Here is a 25,050-nt window from a genome sequence, read left to right as displayed (position 1 = left end):
ACCCTGTCGTCGGGCGCTCCTGTTTCAGCGCACGCGAATACCTTCGATGATCATGCGCTGTACATTCTCAACGGTCTGGTCGAAAAACGCCGGATCGCTGAGCGTCTGACCGGTTACCGCCTCGACCTGAGTGGCAAAATCGGCGTAGTGTTGCGTGGTGGCCCACAGCATAAAGATCAGGTGCTGCGGCTGAACGCCCGCCAGACGCCCTTCCGCTATCCAGCGTTCGATAATCGCCGCTTTGTCATCCACCAGCTGCTTGAGATCCCCGGCCAGCTCGCCTTTCAGCAGCGGCGCGCCCTGCAGCATCTCCAGGCAGAACAGCCGGGACGCCTGCGGATGGTCGCGCGAGACCTCCAGTTTCAGCCGGATGTAGTGCCGGATGGCCATCAGCGGATCCTGGTCATGGGTCAGCGCACGCAGCGGAGCCAGCCAGACATCCAGAATCTCCTTCAGCACCGCCACATAAAGCACTTCTTTAGAGGGAAAATAGTAGAGCAGATTAGTCTTGGAGACGTCGGCCAGCTCGGCCACCCTGTCGAGACTGGTGCCGTGAATGCCAAATTGTGAGAAGAAGGTCAGTGCCGCTTCCAGGATGGCGGCCCGCTTCGCCGCGACGGCGCGCGAACGGCGTGTTGGCTTTTTTTCATCGGTTTTCACAGGTTTACCTCATCCATCTGGTGTCAGCGCATCATAGCAAAGGCCGGGAGAGCTGCCTAACGGCCCGCCTGCACCTTTTTTGTTCAGCCTGCATGCAAAACGTGCAGTGATTTTTGACCAAACGGTCTGAAATGGACCCGACAGTCCACTTACCTCTTTCGGGTTAATTTTAACTCATTGTTATTTATCACAATAAAAAATGTGGCACACAGTTTGCAAAATTGTGACTGAGCGCAGCCCACAGGGACGTAGCAGGATGCAGTGCCGCGCGTGAAACACCTTTCCCCCATCGCAACGAGGTTTCACATGAAGATAGGCGTCTTTATTCCGATTGGTAACAATGGCTGGCTGATTTCGTCCAACGCACCGCAGTACATGCCGACCTTTGAACTGAACAAAGCGATCGTGCTGAAAGCAGAGCATTACCATTTCGACTTTGCGCTCTCGATGATCAAGCTGCGTGGCTTCGGCGGAAAGACCGAATTCTGGGATCACAACCTGGAGTCCTTCACCCTGATGGCTGGCCTGGCCGCCGTCACCTCGCGCATTGAGATCTATGCCACCGCCGCCACTCTGACGCTGCCTCCGGCGATCGTGGCGCGCATGGCCTCGACCATCGACTCAATTTCGGGCGGACGTTTCGGCGTCAATCTGGTGACCGGCTGGCAGAAACCGGAATATGAGCAGATGGGTATGTGGCCCGGCGATGAGTACTTCAGCAGCCGCTACGCCTATCTCACCGAATATGTCACCGTGCTGCGTGACCTGTGGGGCACCGGCCGCTCAGACTTCAAAGGTGAATTTTTCACCATGAACGACTGCCGTGTCAGTCCGCAGCCGCAGCGCCCGATGAAGGTGATCTGCGCCGGACAGAGCGACGCCGGTATGGCCTTCTCGGCGCAGCATGCAGACTACAACTTCTGCTTCGGCAAAGGCGTCAACACACCAGCGGCGTTCAGCGCAACATCGGTGCGTATGAAGCAGGCGGCGGAGAAAGCGGGCCGCGATGTGGGTTCCTACGTGCTGTTTATGATCATCGCGGCAGAAACCGACGAAGAGGCGCGGGCGAAATGGGAACATTACAAAGCCGGTGCGGATGAAGAGGCGCTCTCATGGCTCACCACCCAGAGCCAGCAGGACACCAAATCGGGCAGCGATACCAACGTGCGCCAGATGGCGGATCCCGTTTCAGCCGTCAACATTAACATGGGGACACTGGTCGGCTCCTGGGCCAGCGTGGCGAAGATGCTGGATGAGGTGGCGCAGGTGGAAGGCACTCACGGCGTGCTGCTGACGTTTGATGATTTCCTGCAGGGGATCGAGAACTTCGGCCAGCATATTCAGCCGCTGATGGCCTGCCGCAGCGCCCTGCTGGACGCACACCAGGAGGTGGCGTGATGAAGACCGTTTACTGCGCTCACATCCGGGATATTCCTCAGGTCGAACTGCCGGCGCGTCCCGAACCGATCGCCTTTCCCCCCGCGCAGTCGGCGCTGATTGTGGTGGATATGCAGAATGCTTACGCCACAGAAGGCGGCTATCTCGATCTGGCGGGTTTTGATGTCTCCGCCACCAGGCCGGTCATCGCGAAGATCCATCAGGCGGTAACGGCAGCCCGCGCGGCAGGCGTACAGATCATCTGGTTCCAGAACGGCTGGGACAGTGATTATGTCGAGGCGGGCGACGCCGGTTCGCCCAACTTCCACAAATCCAATGCGCTGAAAACCATGCGTAAACGGCCCGAGCTGCAGGGTTCGCTGCTGTCGAAGGGCAGCTGGGATTATGCGCTGGTCGATGAACTGGTGCCGCAGCCAGGCGACATCGTGCTGCCAAAATCGCGCTACAGTGGCTTCTACAATACCCCGCTCGACAGCATGCTGCGCAGCCGCGGCATTCGACATCTGATCTTTACCGGCATTGCCACCAACGTCTGCGTGGAGTCGACACTGCGCGACGGCTTCTTCCTTGAATATTTCGGCGTGGTGCTGGAAGACGCCACGTATCAGGCGGGCCCGCCGTCGGCTCAGCAGGCCGCGCTGTTCAACATCGAAACCTTTTTTGGCTGGGTGTCGGATGTCGACACCTTCTGCGAAAGCCTGAATGCCCGCTAATTCAACCCGAGGATGACGCTATGCCGAAAACGATTATTGTACCGCCAGGCACCACGACGCCTATCGCCCCCTTTGTGCCGGGCACGCTGGCGGATGGGGTGGTCTACGTCTCCGGCACCCTGCCGTTTGACGCGGAGAACAACGTGGTGCACGTCGGGGATGCCGCAGCGCAGACCCGCCATGTGCTGGAGACCATTAAAAAGGTCATCGAAACCGCAGGCGGGAGCCTGGCGGATGTGACTTTCAACTCGATCTTTATCACCGACTGGGCCAACTACACGGCGGTTAATCAGGTCTATGCCGACTATTTTCCCGGCGACAAGCCCGCCCGTTTCTGCATTCAGTGCGGACTGGTTAAGCCGGATGCGCTGATTGAGATCGCCTCTGTGGCACACATCGGCCACGCGGAGGTCTGATGCAACTGGATATTCTGGGTCTGCAGGATCCCGATGCGCCGACGCTGGTGCTCGCCTCCGGTCTGGGCGGCGTGGCGGGGTTCTGGCAGCCACAACTGGCGGCCCTGACGGCGCGCTATCGGGTGGTGCTTTATGACCAGCGCGGCACCGGGCGCAGTGCTGACTGTCTGCCGCAAGCGTACAGCATGGCGATGATGGCGGCCGAACTGGCCGACGCGCTGGCGCAGCGGGGCATCCTGCGCTTCAGCCTGGTCGGTCATGCGCTGGGCGGTCTGATCGGACTGCAGCTGGCGCTGGATTTCCCGACGCGCATCGAACGGATCGTAGTCATTAATGGCTGGCTGACGCTGCATCCTCATACCCGGCGCTGCTTTGAGGCGCGGCAGGCGCTGTTGCTCAACAGCGGTGTGGCAGCCTTTGTCCGCGCGCAGCCGCTGTTTCTCTATCCTGCGGAATGGATGGCGCAGCATCAGGCGCGGATGGAGGAGGAGGATCGTCATCACGTCACCCACTTTCAGGGCCAGCAGAATCTGATGTGTCGGCTGCAGGCGCTGATGCATGCCGACTTCAGCGAACAGGCTGAGGCCATCACCCAGCCGGTGCTGGTCATCGCCAGTCAGGACGACCTGCTGGTGCCGTGGAGCTGCTCGGCCGCGCTGGCCCGGGCGCTGCCCGCCGCCACCGAAGAGAGGATGGCCTGGGGCGGACATGCCATGAGCGTTACCGACGCCGAACACTTCAATGCCCTGCTGCTGCAGTGGCTGGATCAGACGGATGACGTGCAGCCGCTGGAGCGCGTCGCTCTCACCTTTTACGGAGAAGATTATGAGCCTGGATACCCTTACCCCCACCGTTGAGAAGATGGCGTTCCGCAATGCGATGTCGCGGCTGGGTGCCGCGGTCAACATCATTACCACCGAAGGCCCGGCCGGACGCGCAGGGTTTACCGCCTCCGCCGTGTGCAGCGTGACGGACTCGCCGCCGACGCTGCTGGTCTGCCTGAACCGCGCCGCCTCGGTTTATCCGGTGTTCCGCGAAAATATGCAGCTCTGCGTCAACACGCTGGCGGCGGGTCATGAAGATCTCTCCAGCCTGTTCGGCGGCAAAACCCCGATGGCTGACCGTTTCAGCGCCGCAGAGTGGTCAGCGGCCGTCACCGGCTCACCCGTGCTGCGCGGCGCGGTCGCCTCTTTCGACTGCCGCATTACCCAGATTGTCAGCGTCGGCACACATGACACCCTGTTCTGCGAAGTCGTGGACGTGGTTCACAGTGAGGACAACCACGGACTGGCGTGGTTTGACCGGGGATACCATCCCCTGAAGCGGCAGGAAGCCCGTTAACGTTTTTTTCGCCCCCCCACCGGCAGTCATGATGCTCTGGAGTAGACGATGGCACAATCCTGGTTTCCACAATGGCAGAAGAAGTCGGCATTAACTGAAAACGGTATTATCGCCCCGGATGAGACGCTGCCGCTGGGGCAGACGCTGGTGCTGGGTTTGCAGCATGCGGTGGCGATGTTTGGCGCAACGGTGCTGATGCCGCTGCTGATGGGGCTGGACCCGAATCTGGCGATTCTGGTTTCGGGTACAGGTACGCTGCTGTTCTTCTTTATTACCGGCGGCCGGGTGCCCAGCTATCTGGGGTCGAGCGCCGCCTTTGTCGGTGTGGTGATTGCGGTCACCGGTTTCAGCGGTCAGGGGTTGAATCCCCATCTCAGCGTCGCGCTGGGCGGGGTGATCGCCTGCGGCCTGCTCTACACGCTGATCGGGCTGGTGGTGATGAAGTCCGGCACGCGCTGGATCGAAAACCTGATGCCGCCGGTGGTGACTGGCGCGGTGGTGATGGCGATTGGCCTGAATCTGGCGCCGATTGCGGTGCACAGCGTCTCCGCCTCGGCGTTCGACAGCTGGGTGGCGGTGATGACCGTGCTCTGCATCGGGCTGGTGGCGGTGTTTACCCGCGGGATGGTACAGCGTCTGCTGATTCTGGTCGGGCTGATCCTGGCCTGGGCACTCTATGCGCTGCTGACCAACGTTCTGGGGCTGGGCAAGCCGGTCGACTTTGCCCTGCTCTCACAGGCCGCATGGTTTGGCCTGCCGCACACCACCGCCCCGACCTTTGATCTGCAGGCGATGGTGCTGATCGCGCCGGTGGCGATCATTCTGGTAGCGGAAAACCTCGGCCACTTAAAGGCGGTGGCGGGCATGACCGGCCGCAATCTCGATCCCTGGATGGGCCGCGCCTTTGTGGGCGACGGTCTGGCCACGCTGCTTTCCGGTTCGGTCGGCGGCAGCGGCGTCACCACCTATGCTGAGAATATCGGGGTGATGGCGGTGACCAAAGTCTACTCGACGCTGGCGTTTGTCGCCGCCGCCGTCATCGCCATTCTGGCCGGTTTCTCGCCGAAGTTTGGTGCGCTGATCCACACCATTCCGGCACCGGTCATTGGCGGTGCCTCTATTGTGGTGTTCGGACTGATTGCGGTGGCAGGCGCACGCATCTGGGTGCAGAACCATGTCGATCTGGGTCAGAACAGTAATCTGATTATGGTGGCGACGACGCTGGTGCTCGGCGCGGGCGACTTCGCGCTGAAAATCGGCTCTTTCACTCTGGGCGGGATCGGCACGGCCACCTTCGGCGCGATTATCCTTAACGCGCTGCTGCGCCGTCGCACCGCGCAGCAGCAGGATGAGCCGCTGGCGCGACAGCAGAGCTAGCTACTCCAGCGGTGTGGCCGCAGGCTGCACCGCTTTTTTTCGCTTCAGACGCAGTTCGCTGACGATCACCCCGCAGACGATCAGCGCCCCGCCCAGCAAGGCCAGCCCGGGCAGACGTTCACCCGCGATGCGTCCCACCACGCCCGCCCAGACCGGCTCCCCGGCATAGATCACCGTTGCGCGGGTCGGTGAAACGCTGCGCTGCGCCCAGTTCATGGTGACCTGAATCAGCGCGCTGGCGGCTCCCAGCCCCAGAGCGCTCAGCAGCAGCGGCGTGGAGAGTGCAGGCACCCCTTCCCCGTTGGGGATCATCAGCCCAAAGGCGCACAGTGAGGCCACCGCCAGCTGGATCAGCGTCACGCGGCGGACATCTACCTTACCGGCGTAGCGGCTGATTAAGATGATCTCGGCGGCGATCGCCAGGGTGCTCAGCAGCGTCGCCAGTTCACCCTGGTTCAGGCTGATGCGCCCATCCTGCGGCCCGGCCACCAGCAGCAGGCCGGTAAAGGCCAGCGCGATCCCCAGCCATGACATCAGGCCGGGCGGACGACGCAGAAACAGCCACTGCAACAGCGGCACCACCGGCACATAGAGCGCCGTAAGAAACGCGGACTGGCTGCTGGATATGGTCTGCATCCCCCAGGTCTGCAGGCCATAGCCGCCCGCAATCGACAGACCAATCAGCGCCCCCGCCTTTACCTCCAGCCAGGTGATGCCAGCCAGATAGCGCCGGAAAAAGAGCGCCAGCAGCAGTGCGGCGGTGGCGAAACGGAGGCCGACAAAGAAAAACGGCCCCGAATGCTGCATCGCGCGATGCACCACCAGAAAGGTTCCGCCCCAGATCATCGTGATAAAAAGAAGTACCAGCTCCTGCCGCGTCAGGCGCAGGGTTAGCGCGCGGGATGTGTCCGACATAATTCACCTGATAGGGTATCCGGACAGTATTGTGAGGAGAGCCAGGGGTAAAAGCAATGACGTTCACCGCCGGTCTCACCCGGCGGCGGAGTGAGGTCAGGCGTCCGCTTTTTTAGGACTGCTGCGACCGCCCTTCTCCCCGGCACGCGCGGCGCGCTCCGGATCGTTTTTAAAATTGCCGCCGCTGTTTTTTCCGCCTTTGCGTCCTGCTTCTGCGGCCCGTTCACGGTTTTCAGCAAAATTGCCTGAACCTCCACGATGTGTGGCCATGATCTGCTCCTGTCGCGTAGTGCGATAAATAAGAATAAAACGCAGAGGGCTGAAGTGCCGGTTACACACTCACCCATGTTTAAAGAATAGCCAGATTCTGCTTTTATCCCGCTGACATTCACATTCAGCAACAGATTAATCGCCATATATTTGACTAAAAATCGCATATTCTGTGGCTGAACAACCGATTAGCTGCTGAATTATTGTCCACCCTTTCTGCCTCCGCTTTCGCTTCGCCCCCACATTACAAAAGCTCTTCTATACTTTTTTTGCACGTTAAAACCACCTGGAGAGATCTATGGCCAAGATTCTGGTGCTTTACTACTCGATGTATGGACATGTTGAAACGATGGCGAACGCGGTTGCAGAAGGTGCTCGTCGGGTTCCCGGCGCGGAAGTGGATATCCTGCGGGTACCAGAAACCATGGAGGCCGATCGCTTCGCACAGGTGGGCGGCAAAACCGATCAGCGGGCAGCAGAAGCAACGCCTGACGTTCTGCCAGACTACGACGCGATTATCGTCGGCACCCCGACCCGCTTTGGCAACATGTCCGGGCAGATGCGTACGTTCTGGGATCGCACGGGCGGTCTCTGGGCGTCAGGTGCGCTCTACGGCAAGGTCGCCAGCGTCTTTACCTCTACCGGCACCGGCGGCGGGCAGGAACAGACCATTACGTCCGTCTGGACCACCCTGGCGCACCACGGCATGGTGATCGTGCCCATCGGCTACGGCACTAAAGAGCTGTTCGATATCTCTGAAGTTCGCGGCGGTACGCCTTACGGCGCGACGACGCTGGCGGGCGGCGATGGCTCGCGCCAGCCGACCGAAGCGGAACTTAACATCGCCCGTTTCCAGGGTGAACATGTTGCCGGTGTGACCGTCAAACTGAAGGGCTGATTCCATTAAAGGAGAAAACTATGTCTACTGAACAATCGAAAGCACATCACGTCGGCGAATGGGCCAGTCTGCGTCATACCTCCCCTGAAATTGCTGAGGCCATTTTTGAAGTGGCCGATTATGATGAACGCCTGGCCGAAGAGATCTGGCGTCAGCAGGGCAGCGATGATGTCCTGATCCGCGCATTTGAAAAGACCGATAAAGATCTGCTGACCTGGGATGACAAGCCTGTCGAACGCAAAAACGTCTGATTCAGGGGCGGGACTTTCCCGCCCTCCTCTTTTTAGCTCACCAAGGAGTACGCGATGTCTTCCTATCAAAGCATTAATCCCGCGAACAACCAGTTGCTGAAAAGCTGGCCGTCACACGACGCCGACGCCGTGAGTCATGCGCTGGAGGTGGCCGACCGCCTGTTCCACTCCGCCTGGAGCAAGGGGGAGATCCAGCCGCGTCTGCAGGTCCTGAAAAAACTGGCTGATCTGATTGATAGCCGTGAGGAAGAGCTGGCGACGATTGCCAGCAAAGAGATGGGCAAGCTGATCGGTCAGAGCCGCGGTGAAGTGAAAATCTGCTCGCAGATTGCCCGCTACTACGCCGAGAACGCCGAACGCATTCTGCAGCCGGAAGCCTATCCCAGTGCACTGGGCGAAGCCTGGGTCGAATATCATCCGATCGGCGTGCTGGTGGCCGTCGAGCCGTGGAACTTCCCTTACTATCAGCTGATGCGCGTGCTGGCACCCAACCTGGCGCTGGGTAACCCGGTGCTGGCCAAACATGCCAACATCGTGCCGCACTGCGCCGATCTCTTTGAGAAACTGGTTCGCGAAGCCGGGGCGCCGGAAGGGGCCTGGACCAACCTGTTTATTTCTAACGAGCAGGTTGCCGATCTGATCGCCGACGATCGCGTGCAGGGTGTAGCCCTGACCGGATCAGAACGTGCCGGCAGCGCCGTCGCGGAGCAGGCAGGCAAGCATCTTAAAAAGTCGACGCTGGAACTGGGCGGCAACGATGTGTTTGTGGTACTGGATGATGCGGATCTGGATGAAGCGGTGCGTCAGGGGGTGCAGGCGCGCCTCAGCAACTGCGGTCAGGTCTGTACTGCCGCCAAACGCTTTATCCTGCATGAAAAAATTGCTGACCAGTTTATCAGCCAGTTCAGCGCCGCGCTGAGCGCTGCCACGCTGGGCGATCCGCTGGATGAGAAAACCACACTGGGGCCGCTCTCCTCTGCCGATGCACGTGACCGTCTGGTAAAACAGGTCGATGACGCGGTCGCCAGCGGCGCAAAACTGCTGATCGGCGGCAAAGCCGTTGAAGGAGAAGGCTGCTTCTATCAGCCGACGATCCTCACCGGCATCACCCCGGATAATCCGGCCTACTATCAGGAGTTCTTTGGCCCGGTTGCGCAGGTTTATGTGGTCGGTGACGATCAGGCTGCCATCGCGCTGGCGAATGACTCCCACTATGGCCTGGGGGGATCGGTCTGGACCCGCGACATTGCACGCGGCCGCCAGCTGGCCTCCGCCATCGAAACCGGCATGGTCTTCATTAATTCGCAGAGCGATACCTCTGCGGAACTGCCTTTCGGTGGGGTGAAACGTTCGGGCTATGGTCGTGAGCTGTCCGACCTGGGCATCAAAGAGTTTGCCAACCAGAAGCTGGTGGTCGTGGCGGGATAACCGTTCCGGCGCCATAAAAAAACCCCGTATCGACGGGGTTTTTTATTATCAGCAGGTGCGGGAGCTTACTGTGTCGCCACGGCTGCCGACTTAGTTTCGTCCTTGTTCGCGGCTGCAGGCGCGTTCGCGGCGTTGTCCGCTTTATCACTGCCTGCGGCTTCCGCCGGTGACTTATCGGCTTTGGCTTTTTCTGCTGCATCTGCCTTTTCGGCAGCGGCTTTGTCCGCTTTCGCTTTTTCAGCCGCAGCTTTGTCTGCTTTAGCCTTCTCGGCTGCCGCTTTATCCGCCGCTGCCTTGTCTGCATTAGCCTTATCAGCCGCCGCTTTATCCGCTTTGGCTTTCTCAGCGGCCGCTTTATCGGCATCAGACTTCGCTTTCGCCGCTGCGGCTTTATCCGTCTGCGCTTTATCCGCCGCCGCATCCTGGGTCGCTGCCGCCTCTGCGCTGTCGTCAGACTGCGCAGCCGCTGCCGGTTGTGGCGCCGCCGCAGACTGCATTGGCGTTCCCTGCAGCGCGCTGTTCAGCGCCTGCGAGAACTGCTCCCAGCTGCAATAGCCGTTTGCATCGGTTTCACACCCCGCCAGTTGCAGCGTGACACGCTTCGGCGGATTCTTCAGGCTCAGTACATCGGCATTACGCAGCTGATCGGCGCTCTGATAGACATACTCTACCTTCAGCAAATCCTTGTCATTTTTCGCGTCATGCCAGCGCTCAAACACAACCTGACCACCAATCGGCGTTTTTTCGTAGGTATCCGGCAGTTCATAAGGTTTGACCTGTAACGCACTCAGCAGCGAAGCGATGTTGGAATCGTGCCCCACCATCAGCGTCACTTTCGGCGCGTTGGCTTTGTCCTGATCCACTAACTGACTGCGGATGTAATCCACCAGCGGCGCCGCGACTTCACGGGAGACATCCGGGCTGGTGAACAGCGCATCCTGATAGCCATTTTTGATGGCCGACAGCTCTTTCCACTGTTCAGGCGTCTTGATCTGGCCCCATGCCACCTGCTCCAGCGGGAAACCTTCATAGTACTGCAGGGTGAACGCATCCATCAGTGAGTTACCCACTTTCAGCGGGCCACTGACGTTCGGCTCTTTGCCATTTTCTGCACTGAAGGTGTTCTGGCCGCTGCTCAGATCGCACTGCTTTTTATTGTTGCAGGCCGGTGAGGCCTTGTAGTCAACAATCTTTTCCAGGCGCTGGAAGGCGGGCTTCAGCGACAGTTTCTCATTCGCGGCAGCCATCGCAGCCAGCGCTTTTTTATTGAATGCTTCACTGCCATCGGTGATGACCGGATTGAAGATAGGATCCATGGTGCCCATTTCATCCTGATGGGTGACAGCGACGTCACAGCCAGGGAAAGCACCATTAACAAAGAACTGGGCGGTTGCCACAGTGCGCTGCAGGCTGTTGGCGTAAACAAAAACGTTGTTGCTGTCAGGACAGCTGCCGTTTTTCACCAGCCCCTGCTGTGCCAGCCACTGGCGGGTATAGTTACCCATATAGACTTCCAGCACGCCACCTTTGGTGGTCAGCTGTCCGCCGGGAACATCCCACTGCGGCCAGCTTTTTTTCGTCGACTGTTCCAGCACGCTGCCATTATCAGCCAGCGGCGCACGCAGATTGTGACGACTTAACATCAGCACCTGCTGGAGCTGCATATCACTGTCAGCCGCCAGGGCTACCGTACCGACCGGCAATGCAGCGAGTACTGACAATGCGCAAAGACTCAGTTTATTGATCATTGTGCCTATTCCATTCATTCAGTAAAGAAACACTCTGGCTATCAACCGATTAGCTCGCCTCAGAGCGATGTAATTAACAGTGTAACTCAGCTCGCCTCAGAAAAGCGCCAGATGTTTGCAAAAACAGTGAGTGGACTATAGCAGAGATGGAACGGAGAAAGGCGTGCGCCGTGGCGTAACCGGGAGACCCGCAGGGTTATTAACGCGGAATTAATCAGGGGAGGAGAGAAACGAAACAGGCCAGCACTGAGTGCTGGCCTGTAAAATCTGGCGGAGGAGGAGAGATTCGAACTCTCGGATGGTTTCCCATCGGCGGTTTTCAAGACCGCTGCCTTAAGCCACTCGGCCACCCCTCCGTTTTAAAACTTTACTGCATCGGCAAAATCGTCAGATCCTGCCACTTTACTCGCTGCTGTTAACACAGGGAAGATAAAGTGGCGGAGGAGGAGAGATTCGAACTCTCGGATGGTTTCCCATCGGCGGTTTTCAAGACCGCTGCCTTAAGCCACTCGGCCACCCCTCCGCAATGACGCGCACTATAAACACCCCGTTTCGCGATGTAAAGCATGATTCTGTCTATTCGCCTGAAAAACAGTCAGATTGTGATTTTTCGCTGTGAAAATCGCCACTCTGCTCAAACAATTAGCAGATTAACGCGTAAAGAAGGGTAAAACGCCTTTTCCCTCTTTAACAGCCTGCGTATTCTCGGCGCATATTTAGTGTTCTGCTTAAAGGAGCGCAACATGGAAAGAATTGTCACCTCATCGCAGTCCTCATTACTGTCAACGCACCGGGTTCTGCGCAATACCTATTTTCTGCTTGGCCTGACGCTGGCCTTTTCGGCCGTGACGGCGACCGCCAGCACCCTGCTCGCCCTGCCTGCGCCGGGTTTAATCCTGATGCTGGTCGGCTTTTATGGATTGATGTTCTTAACGTACCGTATGGCTAACAGCCCGATGGGGATTCTGGCCGCCTTTGCTTTCACCGGCTTCCTGGGATACTGCCTGGGCCCTATCCTCAGCTCGTTCTTAACCGCAGGCATGGGTGATGTGATCGCGCTGGCCCTGGGCGGAACCGCCCTGGTCTTCTTCTGCTGTTCAGCCTATGTGCTGACGACCCGCCGTGATATGTCCTTCCTGGGCGGCATGATGATGGCCGGTTTTGTGGTCCTGCTGGTGGCGGTCGTCGCGAATATCTTCCTGCAGCTGCCCGCGTTACATCTGGCGATCAGCGCGCTGTTTATTCTCTTCTCAGCCGGTGCGATTCTGTGGGAAACCAGCAACATCATTCACGGCGGCGAAACTAACTACATCCGGGCGACGGTCAGCCTCTATGTTTCGCTCTACAACATCTTTGTCAGCCTGCTCAGCCTGCTGGGATTTGCCCGCAGCAACTGATGTGCGCTCGGGTTCCATGTCAAAACCCCGCTCCGGCGGGGTTTTTGCTTTTTCTGACTGCCAGGTTTGATAAACTGCACCATCATTAATAAAGAGGATGTCGCGTGAATTTTAACGGTAACGAAATCGCCGTCGATGCCGAAGGCTACCTGAAGCACCCCGGCGACTGGAGTGAAGCTCTGGCGGCGCAGATCGCCCAACAGGAAGGCCTGGCCATGACGGAGGCGCACTGGGAAGTGGTCCATTTTGTGCGCGCATTTTATCTGGAATATAACACCTCCCCGGCCGTGCGAATGCTGGTAAAGGCGATGGCGCAGAAATATGGCGAGGAGAAAGGCAACAGTCGCTATCTGTTCCGCCTGTTTCCGGAGGGGCCGGCTAAGCAGGCAACCAAAATCGCCGGCCTGCCTAAACCCGCGAAGTGTCTGTAATTACCCGATGCGGAAATCGCGCGGCGGCTCAGCAGGCTGATGCGGCTCCACCAGCACCTGATCAACCCGGGCACTGCGGGGCCCGCCCGCTTTAAGCCAGGCGAGCAGCGCATCAACCTGCTCCGCCTCGCCCCAGGCAAAAACCTCCACGCTGCCATCGTCCAGATTCCGGGCATAGCCCAGCACCCCCAGCGTTCTGGCTTCCGCCTGCGTGCTGTAACGAAACCCGACGCCCTGCACGCGGCCATGCACCCAGGCCTTAAAACCGGTTGCTGACATGATTCTCTCCTGCTGCTGTTCGTTGCAATTTCCCGTTATCCACCGGACAATGGCACCTCATTTTTTCAGGTAAGCATAGCAAACTATGACAGTCAGATTGATTCTCACAAAGGGACGTGAAAAGTCCCTGCTCCGTCGCCATCCATGGGTCTTTTCCGGTGCCGTTGCGCGTCTGGAAGGCAAAGCGCAACAGGGTGAAACCATCGACGTCTGTGACAGCAACGGTAAGTGGCTGGCACGCGCCGCGTATTCACCCGCGTCGCAGATTCGCGCCCGCGTCTGGAGCTGGCAGGCCGATGAATCCATCGATATCGCCTTCTTTGTCCGCCGTTTTGAGCAGGCGCAGCAGTGGCGTCAATGGCTGGCAGCCCGCGATGGTCTGGACAGCTATCGCCTGATCGCCGGGGAGTCTGACGGTTTACCGGGCGTCACGATCGACCGCTTTGGCAACTTTTTAGTGCTGCAACTGCTCTCGGCAGGCGCAGAATATCAGCGTGCGGCGATCGTCACCGCCCTGCAGCAGTGCTTCCCGACCTGCGCCATCTATGACCGTTCTGATGTCGCCGTGCGCAAGAAAGAGGGTCTGGCGCTGGCACAGGGTACCGTGACCGGTGAACTGCCGCCGCCGCTGCTGCCGATTACCGAACACGGTATGAAGCTGCTGGTCGATATCCAGGGCGGGCATAAAACCGGCTACTATCTGGATCAGCGTGACAGCCGTCTGGCCACGCGTCGCTATGCGCAGGACGCCCGTGTGCTTAACTGCTTCTCTTACACCGGGGGCTTCGCTGTTTCTGCCCTGATGGGCGGCTGTCAGGAAGTGATCAGCGTCGATACTTCGCAGGAGGCGCTGGACGTTGCGCGCCAGAACGTAGAGCTGAACGAGCTGGATCTCTCCCGCGCGCGCTTTGAGCGTGATGACGTATTCAAACTGCTGCGCCGTTACCGTGACAGCGGCGAGAAATTTGACCTGATCATTATGGATCCGCCCAAGTTCGTCGAGAATAAAAGCCAGTTAATGGGTGCCTGTCGCGGCTATAAAGATATCAACATGCTGGCCATTCAGCTGCTGAATCCGGGCGGGATCCTGATGACCTTCTCCTGCTCGGGTTTGATGGCGACCGAACTGTTCCAGAAAATTATTGCCGATGCCGCGCTGGATGCCGGTCGTGACGTGCAGTTCATCGAACAGTTCCGTCAGGCGGCGGATCACCCGGTGATCGCCAGCTATCCGGAAGGTCTCTACCTGAAAGGTTTCGCCTGCCGCGTAATGTGACTTGAAAAATCGGCGCCTGCCCCCATATTGAAAGGAGAGCGTTTTTTTCGGAGGTCACTATGATTGCCAGCAAGTTTGGTATTGGTCAGCAGGTTCGTCATCGTCTGTCCGGCGTACTGGGCGTTATTGTCGATGTCGATCCGGAATATTCACTGGATGAGCCAAAAATCGAAGACGTGGGCGCGGAAGAGAAGATGCGCGCTGCGCCCTGGTATCACGTCGTAATGGAAGATGAAGAAGGCGATCAGGTGCACACCTACGTTGCCGAGATCCAGCTTTCAGGTGAAACCAGCGTGGAACATCCCGAGCAGCCTTCAATGGATGAGCTGGCTGCATCAGTGCGTCAGCAGCTTCAGGCCCCGCATCTGCGGCACTAATCTGTGGCGGCACGCTCTGCCGCCACGATTCACTTTTTAGCGAGTGATCCCCAGACGCGGGATCTCTATTTTCGGACAGCGATCCATAATCACCGTCAGCCCCGCATCCTGAGCCAGTACCGCCGCCTGTTCATTGATCACACCTAATTGCAGCCACAAGGTTTTAGCCCCGGCCGCGATTGCATCCTGCGCCACGCCCCACGCGGCTTCAGAATTGCGAAAGACATCCACCATATCAATCTCGCCCGGCACCTCGGCCAGCGTGGCATAAGCCTGCTGCCCCAGCAGCGTTTTGCCTGCCAGTTTCGGGCTGACCGGGATCACGTCATAGCCCTGATCGAGCAGATATTTCATCACACCAAAGCTGGGACGCTCGGGACGATCGCTTGCCCCGACTAAGGCGATACGTTGGGTGCGCGTCAGCACATCACGAATTGTCTGGTCGTTCATGTTTATCTCCTTTCAGGCCAGTGTTGAGTGTAGATGCGTGCGCTCGCTGCCGGGTAAGCCTCTGGCGAAATTAATTGAGCCCGCGCACGAATAAATATGTTTAAATGTAAATTAACTGCCATAATGTAAAAATTTGCTACACATATCCTTTCTGTCACTGGTTACCGGAGTTGAAATGAAGCTGTCGTTGGCTGTCACGGGGTTACTGGCTCTCCTCGTGTCGGCGTCCTGTTCTGCCATCACATTGAAGCTCGATCCACAGATCGATCTGCTGGTGCTGGATGGTCGAAAGATTTCAGGCTCGCTGCTTAAAGGCGCAGACAGCCTGGAGCTGGAGCGCGGTCAGCATCAGTTTCTGTTCCGGGTAGAGCAGCAGCGCCAGGGCCATAAAGACCGGGTGATCACCTACCAGTCCCTGCCGATGATCGTCACCTTCACTGCCACCGCCAGAACGCTGACTATCCGGCTGCCTGCGCTGGAGACAAAGCGTGAGCGTGTTCATTTTGATCGCAGCCTGAACTTTCAGCTGGTGGATGAAAACGGGCAGGAGATCAGCAGCGTGCGGGATCATCTGGCTGCCACCACGCTCGCCGATATGGAAAAGGCGATGCTGAACTACAATCGCACCCGTCAGATCGCCTCGGTGCCCCGCTTTGCGCGCACCGCCGCTGATACTCCCTCTTCCATACAGTTCACCGCCGATCTGGACTGGACAACCCAGGCGGAAATGCCTTCGCTGCAGCGCTGGTTCCAGCGCTTTGATGAAGCTACCCGTCAGCAGCTCCTGGCGCTGGTCAAAATGTTACGTACAAGTTGATAGCGCAGAAACGCCAGAGGTAAACTCATGATTTTCCGCCAGCAGACAGGCGTAATGAGGAAGCTTCGATGGAACAGACTATCCGCACCCTTGGCATAAAAAAACATATCGCACTGGTCGCCCATGACCACTGCAAAGCCGCCCTGCTCGACTGGGTAAAACAGAATCAGCCTGCGCTGGAACCTCATATCCTCTACGCTACCGGCACCACCGGCAATCTGATCAATCGTGATACTGGCCTGAACGTGACCGCGATGCTGAGCGGCCCGATGGGCGGCGACCAGCAGGTGGGCGCGTTGATTTCAGAAGGAAAGATCGATGCGCTGATTTTTTTCTGGGACCCGCTGAATGCGGTGCCTCACGATCCGGACGTGAAAGCATTGCTGCGTCTGGCGACCGTCTGGAATATTCCGGTCGCCACGAACCGCTCCACGGCTGACTTTATTATTCACTCCCCCCTGTTCGCACAACCCGTGGATATTCAGATCCCGGACTATGCGCGCTATCTGGCCGATCGCCTGAAATAAATCAGGCTTTTCGCAGCACCGGCACGCCCAGCTCGCGGAAATGGTCAACAAAAGGGGAAGGTGCAGCTTTATCGAACATCAGAAAAACCTGCTGGCGCGCGCGCGTTAGCGCCACATAGGCCAGACGGCGCTCTTCCGCATCGGGGAACGGCTCTGGCTGCGGTAACAGTCCCTGTTCGATGACTGATTCGCGGACTTCCGCCGGAAACCCCTCTTTTCCCTGCTGCAGTCCCAGCAGAATGACGTAGTCCGCCTGCTGGCCTTTGCTGGCATGAATCGTCATAAACTCCAGATTGAGCTTCGGCCAGCGGGTCCGGGCTTTATCCAGTAAGTCGGGCCGCAGGTAGTGATAGCGGGCCAGTAACAGGATCCGTTCATCCGGCTTCGCATAGCCACTGAGTTTGTTCAGCAGGGCTTCCAGCTGATCCTCTGCCAGCAGCGCAATCGACTTTTTATTGCCTTTGGTGATGCTGTTGAGCGGTTTTGCCAGCTGCTGTGGATTCTGCTGAATAAACCGGTTGGCGATGTCGCCGATGCGATCGTTAAACCGGTAGGTGGTGTCCAGTACGCAACGGTCGCCCTCACCGAAGTAGTGATGAAACGCCGTAGTCAGCGTCATCTCTGCACCGCTGAAGCGGTAGATCGCCTGCCAGTCATCACCCACCGCAAACAGCGCAGTGCGCTTATTCTGCTGGCGCAGGGCGCTGAGCAGTGCGGCGCGCTGGGGTGAGATATCCTGAAACTCATCCACCAGAATATGTTTCCACGGACTGATGAATCGGCCTTTTTCCAGAATGGCGATCGCCTGGTGGATCAGACCCGAAAAATCTACCGCCCCTTCCTCTTTCAGCGCGCTCTTCCAGGCTTTCAGCAGAGGTGCCATCAGCTTAATTCGTTTGCTGAAGCCATCCCGGATCGCCTCCGGCACTTCGGCAATCATCCCGGCCTGGGCGCCACCATGCATGCGCATCAGACCGAGCCAGCGCTCCAGCCGTGACGCCAGGCGTTTTGCCAGCCTGTCATCATCCCAGAAAGGCCCCTCCGGGACTTCCCACGCCAGTTCATCGCGTAACCATTGCCGCCAGCCGTTGGCCTGAGATTTTTTCTCCTGGCACTGCTGCCGCCACGTCTGAATCAGCAGCGTGCGCCGCGCCTCGGCATCACTCTCCAGCCGGCTGACGACCGGCTGTTTACTGCTGCCTTCGCGGATAATATGCAACGCCAGCGAGTGAAACGTGCGTGCCTGGATGTCGCTGGCCGACAGTCGCGACTGAATACGTGCGTTCATCTCTTCGGCGGCTTCCCGGCCAAAGGCCAGCAGCAGGATCTGTCCGGGGCTGGCCAGATTACGCTGCATCAGCCAGCCCGCCCGCGCGACCAGCACCGAGGTTTTCCCGCTGCCTGCGCCAGCCAGTACCAGCAGAGAATCCTCGCCATTCACCACCGCCTCACACTGCGAAGGATTGAGCGGCGTACTTTCGACGCTGGCGAAGAAGGCCTGATAGCGGGTCAGCATGGCCGCCGTCCAGTCGCGATTGCGCTGCCGCAGGGCCGCCTCGCCCTGCTCCAGCCAGTGCTGACAGAACGCCAGGTTCTCCCGGCAGTCAGCAAAAGCATCTAAACGGGCAAGCGGCAGAGGCAAGGCATCGAACTGATTGAGGATGCGGCTTTTCAGCGCCTGTAACTCGTGGCGGTTCAGCCAGCGATCCTGCTCGCTGAAGGTCCGGATCTCATCGCTCAACGTCTGCAGCACCTCGCAGCACACCGCGCTCATCTCCAGGCTCCAGCGCTGCCAGGCCTGCATCAGATAGTGGTGAAAGCGCTGCGTCTCCTGCCATTCCGTTCCGTGCAGGCGAACCACTTTTTCATCTGCCAGTAAAAACTCCAGCTCGCCCCACACCAGCCCGCGTTTGCAGGCGATGTCCAGTAACTGATTAAAGGGGATCAGATACTCGTGCTTATCGCCACTGACTTCGACGCCCGCCGTCAGAAGACGAACACGATTATAAGGATGCTGGGCAAGCCGTTTGCCCATTGAGGTTGCTTTCAGTTCCACGCCGACACCAACGTCAGAGAATAGGATTAGGGGGAGTTTACCTGTCAGACCCTTGGCGCTCCAGCCTTAAAACAGGCTAAACTTGGCGTCACATCTTGCGGAATGCAAAAGGAAAAGAAGATCATGCGCACCGTTTTAAATATCCTGAATTTTGTTCTGGGCGGCTTTTTCACCACCCTGAGCTGGCTGTTTGCCACCCTGATCAGCATCGTGCTGATTTTTACCCTGCCGCTGACGCGATCCTGCTGGGAAATCACTAAAATCTCGCTGCTGCCGTTTGGCAATGAGGCGGTGCATGTCGATGTGCTGCGGCCCGAAAGTAAGAGCGCCATCATGAATACTGGCGGCACCTTCCTGAATATCTTCTGGCTGATTTTCTTCGGCTGGTGGCTCTGCCTCTCCCATATCTCCGTAGGCATTGTGCAGTGTCTCAGCATCATCGGCATTCCGGTCGGGATTGCCAACTTTAAGATCGCCGCGATCGCTCTGTGGCCGGTGGGTCGTCGTGTCGTGTCGGTGGAAGAGGCGCGTGCGGCACGCGAAGCCAATGCCCGTCGCTATTAATATGATGTCACAGAGTCTGCCAGGCTGGCGGAAATACCTGTTTAACAGTACCTGGCGGTATCTGCTGCGGATCCTGTTTGCGCTGAGCGGCTGCGCGGCTATTCCCTGGTGGCTGCAGCAGATCGAATGGACGATTCCGCTGACGCTGGGTGTGGTGGCCGCTGCGCTGGCCGATCTCGACGATCGGCTGACCGGCCGCCTGAAGAATCTGCTGATTACGCTGCTCTGCTTCTGCATCGCCTCGGTGTCTGTCGAGTTACTTTTCCCCTACCCGCTGGCGTTTATGGCCGGACTGGCGATCTCCACCTGGGGCTTTATTCTGCTGGGTGCGCTGGGTCAGCGCTACGCGACCATCGCCTTCGGTGCGCTGCTGATTGCGGTCTACACCATGCTCGGGATCGGCCTGTTCAGCCAGTGGTATATGCAGCCAGTGCTGCTGCTGGTGGGCGCGCTGTGGTACAACCTGCTGACGTTACTGGGGCACCTGATGTTTCCGGTCCGGCCGGTGCAGGAGCAGCTGGCAGGCAGTTTTTCACAGCTGGCCCGTTATCTGGATGCCAAGGCTAACCTGTTCGACCCGGATGCGGGCGATCAGGATGATGCGGCGTTTATTGATGCGGCAATGGTCAACAGTCAGCTGGTGGCCCAGCTTAATCTGACTAAAACCACACTGCAGAGTCGTCTTCGCGGCGATCGCGGTTCGCGCGGCACCCGACGCAGTCTGCACTACTACTTTGTCGCGCAGGATATTCACGAGCGGGCCAGCTCTTCTCATCTGCAGTACCATCTGCTGCGCGGCGACTGGCGCTACAACGAAATTCTGTTTCGCTTTCAGCGCCTGCTCAATATGCAGGCTCAGGCCTGTCGTCAGCTGTCGCACTGCATTCTGATGCGCGAACGATGGGTTCACGACAGCCGGTTTGAGCGCGCCTTTGAGCGTCTGCAGAAAGCAATTGAACGTCTGGCACGACATGAACCTGAAGCGGCGCATACGGGTGCGCTGTTCTGGCTGTTACGCAATCTGCGCGCCATCGACGCCCAGCTGGCGTCCATTGAATCAGAGCAGACGCTGGCCGGTGACGATCCTCAGCACAGCGATAATCTGCTGTCCCGGGAGGGATTGAGCGGCTGGAGTGATATCCGGCTACGCTTCAGCCGTCACCTCTCGCCCTCATCCCCCCTGTTCCGGCATGCGGTACGCATGTCGATAGTGCTCTGCATCGGCTACGGTTTTATTCAGATTACCGGGCTGGAGCGGGGGTACTGGATTTTGCTGACCAGCCTGTTCGTCTGCCAGCCTAACTACAACGCCACGCAGCGACGGCTGGCCCTGCGTATTGGCGGGACGCTGGCCGGGATTGCCATTGGCCTGCCGGTTTTATGGCTGGTGCCCTCTACAGAAGGTCAGTTGATCCTGATTGTTATTGCCGGCGTGCTGTTTTTCGCTTTCCGCCAGGTTCAGTATGCTCAGGCTACCCTCTTTATTACTCTGCTGGTCCTGCTCTGCTTTAACCTGCTGGGCGAAGGATTTGAGGTTGCCCTGCCCCGGGTCGTGGACACATTACTTGGCTGTGGCCTGGCCTGGCTGGCCGTCGCGTTTATCTGGCCGGACTGGCGTTTTCGTCAGCTACCGGCGGTGGCCGAACGGACGCTGAAGGCCAACTGCCGCTATCTGGATGCGATCATGGAGCAATATCATCAGGGCAAAGATAATCGGCTGGCCTATCGCATTGCCCGTCGTGACGCCCACAATGCGGATGCCGAACTGGCGTCGGTCGTATCCAATATGAGCAGTGAGAGTCGCACCAGTCAGAAGCTGCGCGAATCAGCCTTCCAGCTGCTCTGCTCTAACCACTCATTCCTGAGTTACATCTCGGCGCTGGGCGCACACCGCGATAAGATTACCGCGCCGGAGCTGCTGGCCTTGCTGGACGATACCGTCTGCTATGTCGAGGATGTGCTTCAGACGGATGTGGTCAGCGATGAACAGGCTGAAACGATGCGTCATCAGCTGGCTCAGCGAATCAGCCAGCTGGCCGCAGATGCGGATACGCGTGCGCCGCTGGTGCTCCAGCAGCTCGGTTTGCTGGTGGCGCTGATGCCCGAGATCGCGCGCCTGCGCCGCACGCTGATTACCGATCAGCCCTCGCCGCCTCTGGGATCGGCACTGGATAACAGTGTGCGCTGAAACCAGGCATTAAGTTCAGCCCGGGTGGCCTGCGGCAGCGCGGCGGCATGGTGACCGGTGATCGCGCCCTGCAGCGCCAGCAGGGTCTGAAAACCAACGTGCTGGTTGATTGCTTTTAGCTTCAGCCAGCAGCGTTTGGCCCCCATCTGATAGAGATGGTTAACACTCAGGACTCCCGCTTCGTAGAGCATCATCTCCATACGCACGCTGAGATTAGGCAAATCTTTTAATCGCGGCGAGGCGTGTCGATCTTCCAGCTCCAGCTGTGCCGTCTCCAACGAGGCGGCCGAAAGCGCCAGCAGATGTTCAGCGTCGCGCCACAACGTTTCATCAACCCGAAAATAGTTGAGGCTCACGAGCTTGCCCCGCTTGCGGAAGATCAGCGGCTGAAGCGGACGCTCGGTAATATATTGTCGCAGGGGTTCACTGGCGCGCAGATAAAGCTCGTCTTTATTGATCAGGGCAAAAACCACACTTTCCACCGCCAGGGCATATCCCCCAAACTGGGTGCGGGACTCTATCGGGCCTAACGGGGCCAGGCACGCTCTGGAGCGCTCCACCACCGGATTTACCTTTTTCACAACACCACCTCCTTGTAAGAACTATCTTGTAAATTGCCTTGGGTATCAGTCAATTAGAAGATAAAAAAAAGCGCCAGTGGGTTCAACGAATAAATAGGTCTTCTACTAATCTTGTCGCGTTTTTGCGAGGCATTTTCAGAAATTTGGGTTGATCTTTATTCAGGATGACAGTACTGTATATTCATACAGTCCACTGCTGGTGATTAACTTATGCGAACACAACATCCTGATAATGCACGCTATGCTCATCATTATGCGTCCTCATCTCTGCCGGCTTCGCAGCCAGGGGGGATTACTGAGCTACGTTACAGCGAGCAGCCCGGAATGATGCAGATGTTACTGTTGCCTCTGTTACAGCAACTGAGTCAGCAATCGCGCTGGCAGCTATGGTTAACACCGGCACACAAGCTGAATCGCAACTGGCTGCAGGCGTCGGGGTTGCCTCTGGATAAAAGCATGCATATTGCTGATTCTGAACGTCTGAATGCTGTGGAAGCGATGGTCAAGGCACTGCGAACCGGAAATTACAGTGTCGTTCTGGCCTGGATTCCTTACGAGCTTGATGAAGATGAGCGGCGTCAACTCGAAAATGCAGCGGCTGAAGGTGAGGCGATGGGGTTGATTTTGCGTGCAAGTGGAACGCCTGAAGCGCCACTCAGACCGCAAACTGCCATAAAAATTCAGTCGGATTTGTTTCATTAAGTAAAAATCAGAAGTTTCCCAAGCTATTTTTCTTATCTGTCGTCGCTAAACCACTGATTCTGTTAGTTCGAGTATTGACAATGGTTTAGCATGTTTTCAGGGCTTTTTGCCGCGACAATACTGCCAGGCTAATTGTTAGAAATTGTGTATAAACCGCTGTTTTTTTACAGTCGCGTCTCACATCATACTTGTAAGTTTCCAATCTCGTTGTAGACTTTATCTCGCCAGGGTGCTCAATAACCTCCGTTTTTTGCGGTAGAGTCATAAGCGAGCGTTTTGACCCGGCGAAGGATTTAAACCAAGAGCAACCTTTTTGCTCATTGCCTATTTGGATGATAACGAGGCGCAAAATGAAAAAGACAGCTATCGCAATTGCAGTGGCACTGGCTGGCTTCGCTACCGTAGCGCAGGCCGCCCCTAAAGATGACACCTGGTACACCGGTGCTAAACTGGGCTGGTCTCAGTATCACGACACTGGCTACTACGGTCACGGTTACGAAAACAACAACGGTCCAACTCATGAAAGCCAGCTGGGCGCAGGTGCGTTCGTTGGTTATCAGGCAAACCCATACCTGGGCTTCGAGATGGGCTATGACTGGCTGGGCCGCATGCCTAACAAAGGTACTGTGACCAACGGCGCGTTCAAAGCACAGGGCATCCAGCTGGCTGCTAAACTGAGCTACCCAATTTATGACGATCTGGACGTTTATACCCGTCTGGGCGGCATGGTATGGCGTGCAGATTCAACGCAGACTAACCCAACTACTGGCCGCATCAGCGACCACGACACCGGCGTTTCTCCGCTGGCAGCAGTGGGTGTTGAATATGCACTGACCAAAAACTGGGCTACCCGTCTGGACTACCAGTGGGTTAACAACATCGGTGATGCGCAGACTGTTGGTGCACGTCCAGACAACGGCATGCTGAGCGTAGGCGTTTCATACCGCTTCGGTCAGGATGACGTCGCTGCTCCGGCTCCGGCTCCAGCTCCAGCGCCAGCTCCAGTTGTTGAAACCAAGCGTTTCACCCTGAAGTCTGACGTTCTGTTCACCTTCAACAAATCTACCCTGAAGCCAGAAGGCCAGCAGGCTCTGGATCAGCTGTACAGCCAGCTGAGCTCAATGGATCCTAAAGATGGTTCCGTTGTCGTACTGGGCTTCACTGACCGCATCGGTTCAGAGCAGTACAACCAGAAACTGTCTGAGAAACGTGCTCAGTCAGTCGTAGATTACCTGGTTTCTAAAGGTATCCCTTCTAACAAGATCTCTGCACGTGGCATGGGTAAATCTAACCCAGTTACCGGCAACACCTGTGACAGCGTGAAAGGCCGTAACGCCCTGATCGACTGCCTGTCTCCGGACCGTCGCGTAGAAATCGATGTTAAAGGCATCAAAGACGTTGTAACTCAGCCACAGGCTTAAGTTAAAACGTAATAAAAAACCCCGCTACGGCGGGGTTTTTTTATGGCTGTTATCTATGTTATTCAGCGCTCAGGCTGATGCCCTGCCCGGTCAGTCGTTTTCTGTTTCCGACTTGCCCAGAATGGCCTGCAAATCCTGCTTCAGACTCGACATCTGCGTCGCATATTTCTCTTTACGTTCGGCATCTTCAATGAGCTGAACGATAGTGTCTGAAAGGGTGCAGCCGCGCCGTTGTGCCAGACCCGCCAGTCGCTGCCAGACCAGATACTCCAGGTCGATCGACTTTTTACGGGTATGCTGGTGTTCAGCATTAAAATGACGTTTGCGCCGCGCACGAATGGTCTGCTTGAGTCGGTTATCAAGATCGGCATGAATATGCTCCGCAATCCAGTCGTTTACCGTCACCGGATTGTTCTCCATCGCCAGCAGTTTATCGACCGCTGCCTGCGCCGCGCTTAATTCAAGGTGACGCGTGATCAGTTCACCTTCCCGATGTTTCTTCACCAGGTATTTCCACTTCCATCCACTTTCAAGATTTTCGAGTTGCTGGTATTTCATCGGAATCTCAT

General features: G+C 57.6%; 28 protein-coding genes and 2 tRNA genes. 19 read left to right on the top strand and 11 right to left on the bottom strand.

The window, feature by feature from the left end; translation table 11 throughout:
- Positions 1-24: 24 nt before the first annotated feature.
- A complete protein-coding gene (gene rutR, locus ACR6AS_RS03105) occupies positions 25-660 on the bottom strand; it encodes an HTH-type transcriptional regulator RutR (RefSeq protein WP_293773939.1) in 636 nt (211 codons plus the stop codon).
- 306 nt (positions 661-966) lie between these two features.
- Here rutR and rutA point away from each other — a divergent pair, with 306 nt between their 5' ends.
- Genes rutA through rutG form a run of 6 tightly spaced genes read left to right on the top strand, consistent with a single transcriptional unit; the run spans position 967 to position 5,905 of the window.
- Positions 967-2,058 carry a pyrimidine utilization protein A gene (gene rutA / locus ACR6AS_RS03100; RefSeq protein ID WP_418802358.1) on the top strand — a complete coding sequence of 364 codons (1,092 nt, stop codon included), beginning with the start codon at positions 967-969 and terminating at the stop codon, positions 2,056-2,058.
- On the top strand, positions 2,058-2,771 hold the full coding sequence (gene rutB / locus ACR6AS_RS03095) for a pyrimidine utilization protein B (RefSeq protein ID WP_111138569.1): 714 nt from the start codon (positions 2,058-2,060) through the stop codon (positions 2,769-2,771). Before rutA ends, rutB begins: the two co-directional genes overlap by 1 nt.
- A 20-nt stretch (positions 2,772-2,791) precedes the next feature.
- A complete protein-coding gene (gene rutC, locus ACR6AS_RS03090; protein WP_111138568.1) occupies positions 2,792-3,187 on the top strand; it encodes a pyrimidine utilization protein C in 396 nt (131 codons plus the stop codon).
- Entirely contained in the window at positions 3,187-4,044 is an 858-nt protein-coding gene (gene rutD / locus ACR6AS_RS03085) for a pyrimidine utilization protein D (protein WP_111138567.1), read from the top strand. The genes rutC and rutD overlap by 1 nt, the downstream gene beginning before the upstream one ends.
- A complete protein-coding gene (rutF, locus tag ACR6AS_RS03080) occupies positions 4,013-4,528 on the top strand; it encodes an NADH-dependent FMN reductase RutF (protein WP_111138566.1) in 516 nt (171 codons plus the stop codon). The genes rutD and rutF overlap by 32 nt, the downstream gene beginning before the upstream one ends.
- Positions 4,529-4,576: 48 nt before the next feature.
- Entirely contained in the window at positions 4,577-5,905 is a 1,329-nt protein-coding gene (gene rutG, locus ACR6AS_RS03075) for a pyrimidine utilization transport protein G (protein ID WP_367396230.1), read from the top strand.
- Here rutG and ACR6AS_RS03070 read toward each other — a convergent pair whose 3' ends face one another.
- Positions 5,906-6,820 (bottom strand): DMT family transporter, encoded by a 915-nt coding sequence (locus tag ACR6AS_RS03070; RefSeq protein WP_111138564.1) that lies wholly within the window; start codon positions 6,818-6,820, stop codon positions 5,906-5,908.
- Positions 6,821-6,916: 96 nt separating this feature from the next.
- Positions 6,917-7,090, bottom strand: a complete 174-nt coding sequence (locus ACR6AS_RS03065; RefSeq protein WP_111138563.1) for a con-10 family general stress protein — start codon at positions 7,088-7,090, stop codon at positions 6,917-6,919.
- Between the two features lie 298 nt (positions 7,091-7,388).
- Here ACR6AS_RS03065 and wrbA point away from each other — a divergent pair, with 298 nt between their 5' ends.
- Genes wrbA through ACR6AS_RS03050 form a run of 3 tightly spaced genes read left to right on the top strand, consistent with a single transcriptional unit; the run spans position 7,389 to position 9,667 of the window.
- Positions 7,389-7,988 carry an NAD(P)H:quinone oxidoreductase gene (gene wrbA, locus ACR6AS_RS03060; RefSeq protein ID WP_293773933.1) on the top strand — a complete coding sequence of 200 codons (600 nt, stop codon included), beginning with the start codon at positions 7,389-7,391 and terminating at the stop codon, positions 7,986-7,988.
- 20 nt (positions 7,989-8,008) lie between these two features.
- Positions 8,009-8,239 (top strand): YccJ family protein, encoded by a 231-nt coding sequence (locus ACR6AS_RS03055; RefSeq protein ID WP_009091011.1) that lies wholly within the window; start codon positions 8,009-8,011, stop codon positions 8,237-8,239.
- 54 nt (positions 8,240-8,293) lie between these two features.
- Positions 8,294-9,667, top strand: a complete 1,374-nt coding sequence (locus tag ACR6AS_RS03050) for an NAD-dependent succinate-semialdehyde dehydrogenase (RefSeq protein WP_418797275.1) — start codon at positions 8,294-8,296, stop codon at positions 9,665-9,667.
- A gap of 65 nt (positions 9,668-9,732) precedes the next feature.
- Here the strand turns inward: ACR6AS_RS03050 and agp are convergent, their stop codons facing one another.
- From agp to ACR6AS_RS03035, 3 genes are all read right to left on the bottom strand, one after another.
- The gene (gene agp, locus ACR6AS_RS03045) at positions 9,733-11,415 is read right to left on the bottom strand and encodes a bifunctional glucose-1-phosphatase/inositol phosphatase (protein WP_418802352.1); all 1,683 of its coding nucleotides are present in this window, start codon (positions 11,413-11,415) and stop codon (positions 9,733-9,735) included.
- 268 nt (positions 11,416-11,683) lie between these two features.
- Positions 11,684-11,771: transfer RNA gene (locus ACR6AS_RS03040), tRNA-Ser, on the bottom strand.
- 79 nt (positions 11,772-11,850) lie between these two features.
- Positions 11,851-11,938, bottom strand: a tRNA-Ser gene (locus ACR6AS_RS03035).
- Positions 11,939-12,158: 220 nt separating this feature from the next.
- On the opposite strand from ACR6AS_RS03035, the gene yccA reads away from it, so the two are divergent.
- Together yccA and ACR6AS_RS03025 are read left to right on the top strand one after the other, a co-directional pair.
- Positions 12,159-12,812, top strand: a complete 654-nt coding sequence (yccA, locus tag ACR6AS_RS03030) for an FtsH protease modulator YccA (RefSeq protein WP_111141655.1) — start codon at positions 12,159-12,161, stop codon at positions 12,810-12,812.
- 104 nt (positions 12,813-12,916) lie between these two features.
- Entirely contained in the window at positions 12,917-13,243 is a 327-nt protein-coding gene (locus ACR6AS_RS03025; protein ID WP_111141657.1) for a TusE/DsrC/DsvC family sulfur relay protein, read from the top strand.
- Here the strand turns inward: ACR6AS_RS03025 and yccX are convergent, their stop codons facing one another.
- Positions 13,244-13,522, bottom strand: coding sequence for an acylphosphatase (yccX, locus tag ACR6AS_RS03020; RefSeq protein WP_111141659.1), 279 nt, complete (start codon positions 13,520-13,522; stop codon positions 13,244-13,246).
- A gap of 85 nt (positions 13,523-13,607) precedes the next feature.
- Between yccX and rlmI the strand changes: the two genes are divergently transcribed.
- A complete protein-coding gene (gene rlmI / locus ACR6AS_RS03015) occupies positions 13,608-14,798 on the top strand; it encodes a 23S rRNA (cytosine(1962)-C(5))-methyltransferase RlmI (protein ID WP_434161096.1) in 1,191 nt (396 codons plus the stop codon).
- Positions 14,799-14,857: 59 nt separating this feature from the next.
- Positions 14,858-15,175 carry a heat shock protein HspQ gene (gene hspQ / locus ACR6AS_RS03010; RefSeq protein ID WP_111141663.1) on the top strand — a complete coding sequence of 106 codons (318 nt, stop codon included), beginning with the start codon at positions 14,858-14,860 and terminating at the stop codon, positions 15,173-15,175.
- 36 nt (positions 15,176-15,211) lie between these two features.
- On the opposite strand, the gene ACR6AS_RS03005 is transcribed toward hspQ, so the two are convergent.
- A complete protein-coding gene (locus ACR6AS_RS03005; RefSeq protein ID WP_111141665.1) occupies positions 15,212-15,625 on the bottom strand; it encodes a CoA-binding protein in 414 nt (137 codons plus the stop codon).
- 175 nt (positions 15,626-15,800) lie between these two features.
- Between ACR6AS_RS03005 and ACR6AS_RS03000 the strand changes: the two genes are divergently transcribed.
- Positions 15,801-16,442, top strand: coding sequence for a DUF2057 family protein (locus ACR6AS_RS03000; protein ID WP_418802349.1), 642 nt, complete (start codon positions 15,801-15,803; stop codon positions 16,440-16,442).
- Between the two features lie 68 nt (positions 16,443-16,510).
- Entirely contained in the window at positions 16,511-16,969 is a 459-nt protein-coding gene (gene mgsA, locus ACR6AS_RS02995) for a methylglyoxal synthase (RefSeq protein WP_111141669.1), read from the top strand.
- A gap of 1 nt (position 16,970) precedes the next feature.
- Here mgsA and helD read toward each other — a convergent pair whose 3' ends face one another.
- A complete protein-coding gene (gene helD / locus ACR6AS_RS02990) occupies positions 16,971-19,025 on the bottom strand; it encodes a DNA helicase IV (RefSeq protein ID WP_434161093.1) in 2,055 nt (684 codons plus the stop codon).
- A gap of 123 nt (positions 19,026-19,148) precedes the next feature.
- Between helD and ACR6AS_RS02985 the strand changes: the two genes are divergently transcribed.
- Positions 19,149-19,589: a YccF domain-containing protein gene (locus ACR6AS_RS02985; RefSeq protein ID WP_128084443.1), complete on the top strand. Its 441-nt coding sequence runs from the start codon at positions 19,149-19,151 to the stop codon at positions 19,587-19,589.
- A complete protein-coding gene (yccS, locus tag ACR6AS_RS02980) occupies positions 19,573-21,777 on the top strand; it encodes a YccS family putative transporter (RefSeq protein WP_418802343.1) in 2,205 nt (734 codons plus the stop codon). Before ACR6AS_RS02985 ends, yccS begins: the two co-directional genes overlap by 17 nt.
- Here the strand turns inward: yccS and ACR6AS_RS02975 are convergent.
- Positions 21,729-22,358: a TfoX/Sxy family DNA transformation protein gene (locus ACR6AS_RS02975; RefSeq protein ID WP_111141676.1), complete on the bottom strand. Its 630-nt coding sequence runs from the start codon at positions 22,356-22,358 to the stop codon at positions 21,729-21,731. The two genes, yccS and ACR6AS_RS02975, sit on opposite strands and share 49 nt — an antisense overlap.
- Positions 22,359-22,568: 210 nt before the next feature.
- Between ACR6AS_RS02975 and sulA the strand changes: the two genes are divergently transcribed.
- Together sulA and ompA are read left to right on the top strand one after the other, a co-directional pair.
- Entirely contained in the window at positions 22,569-23,060 is a 492-nt protein-coding gene (gene sulA / locus ACR6AS_RS02970) for an SOS-induced cell division inhibitor SulA (protein ID WP_111141678.1), read from the top strand.
- A gap of 350 nt (positions 23,061-23,410) precedes the next feature.
- Positions 23,411-24,481: a porin OmpA gene (gene ompA, locus ACR6AS_RS02965; RefSeq protein ID WP_111141680.1), complete on the top strand. Its 1,071-nt coding sequence runs from the start codon at positions 23,411-23,413 to the stop codon at positions 24,479-24,481.
- A 90-nt stretch (positions 24,482-24,571) separates the two neighbouring features.
- Here the strand turns inward: ompA and matP are convergent, their stop codons facing one another.
- On the bottom strand, positions 24,572-25,039 hold the full coding sequence (gene matP / locus ACR6AS_RS02960; protein ID WP_418797267.1) for a macrodomain Ter protein MatP: 468 nt from the start codon (positions 25,037-25,039) through the stop codon (positions 24,572-24,574).
- Between the last annotated feature and the right edge of the window lie 11 nt (positions 25,040-25,050).

The sequence above is a fragment of the Pantoea phosphatilytica genome (genome assembly GCF_051025615.1).
GTDB lineage: Bacteria > Pseudomonadota > Gammaproteobacteria > Enterobacterales > Enterobacteriaceae > Pantoea.
This window is presented reverse-complemented; position numbering and strand designations above follow the sequence as displayed.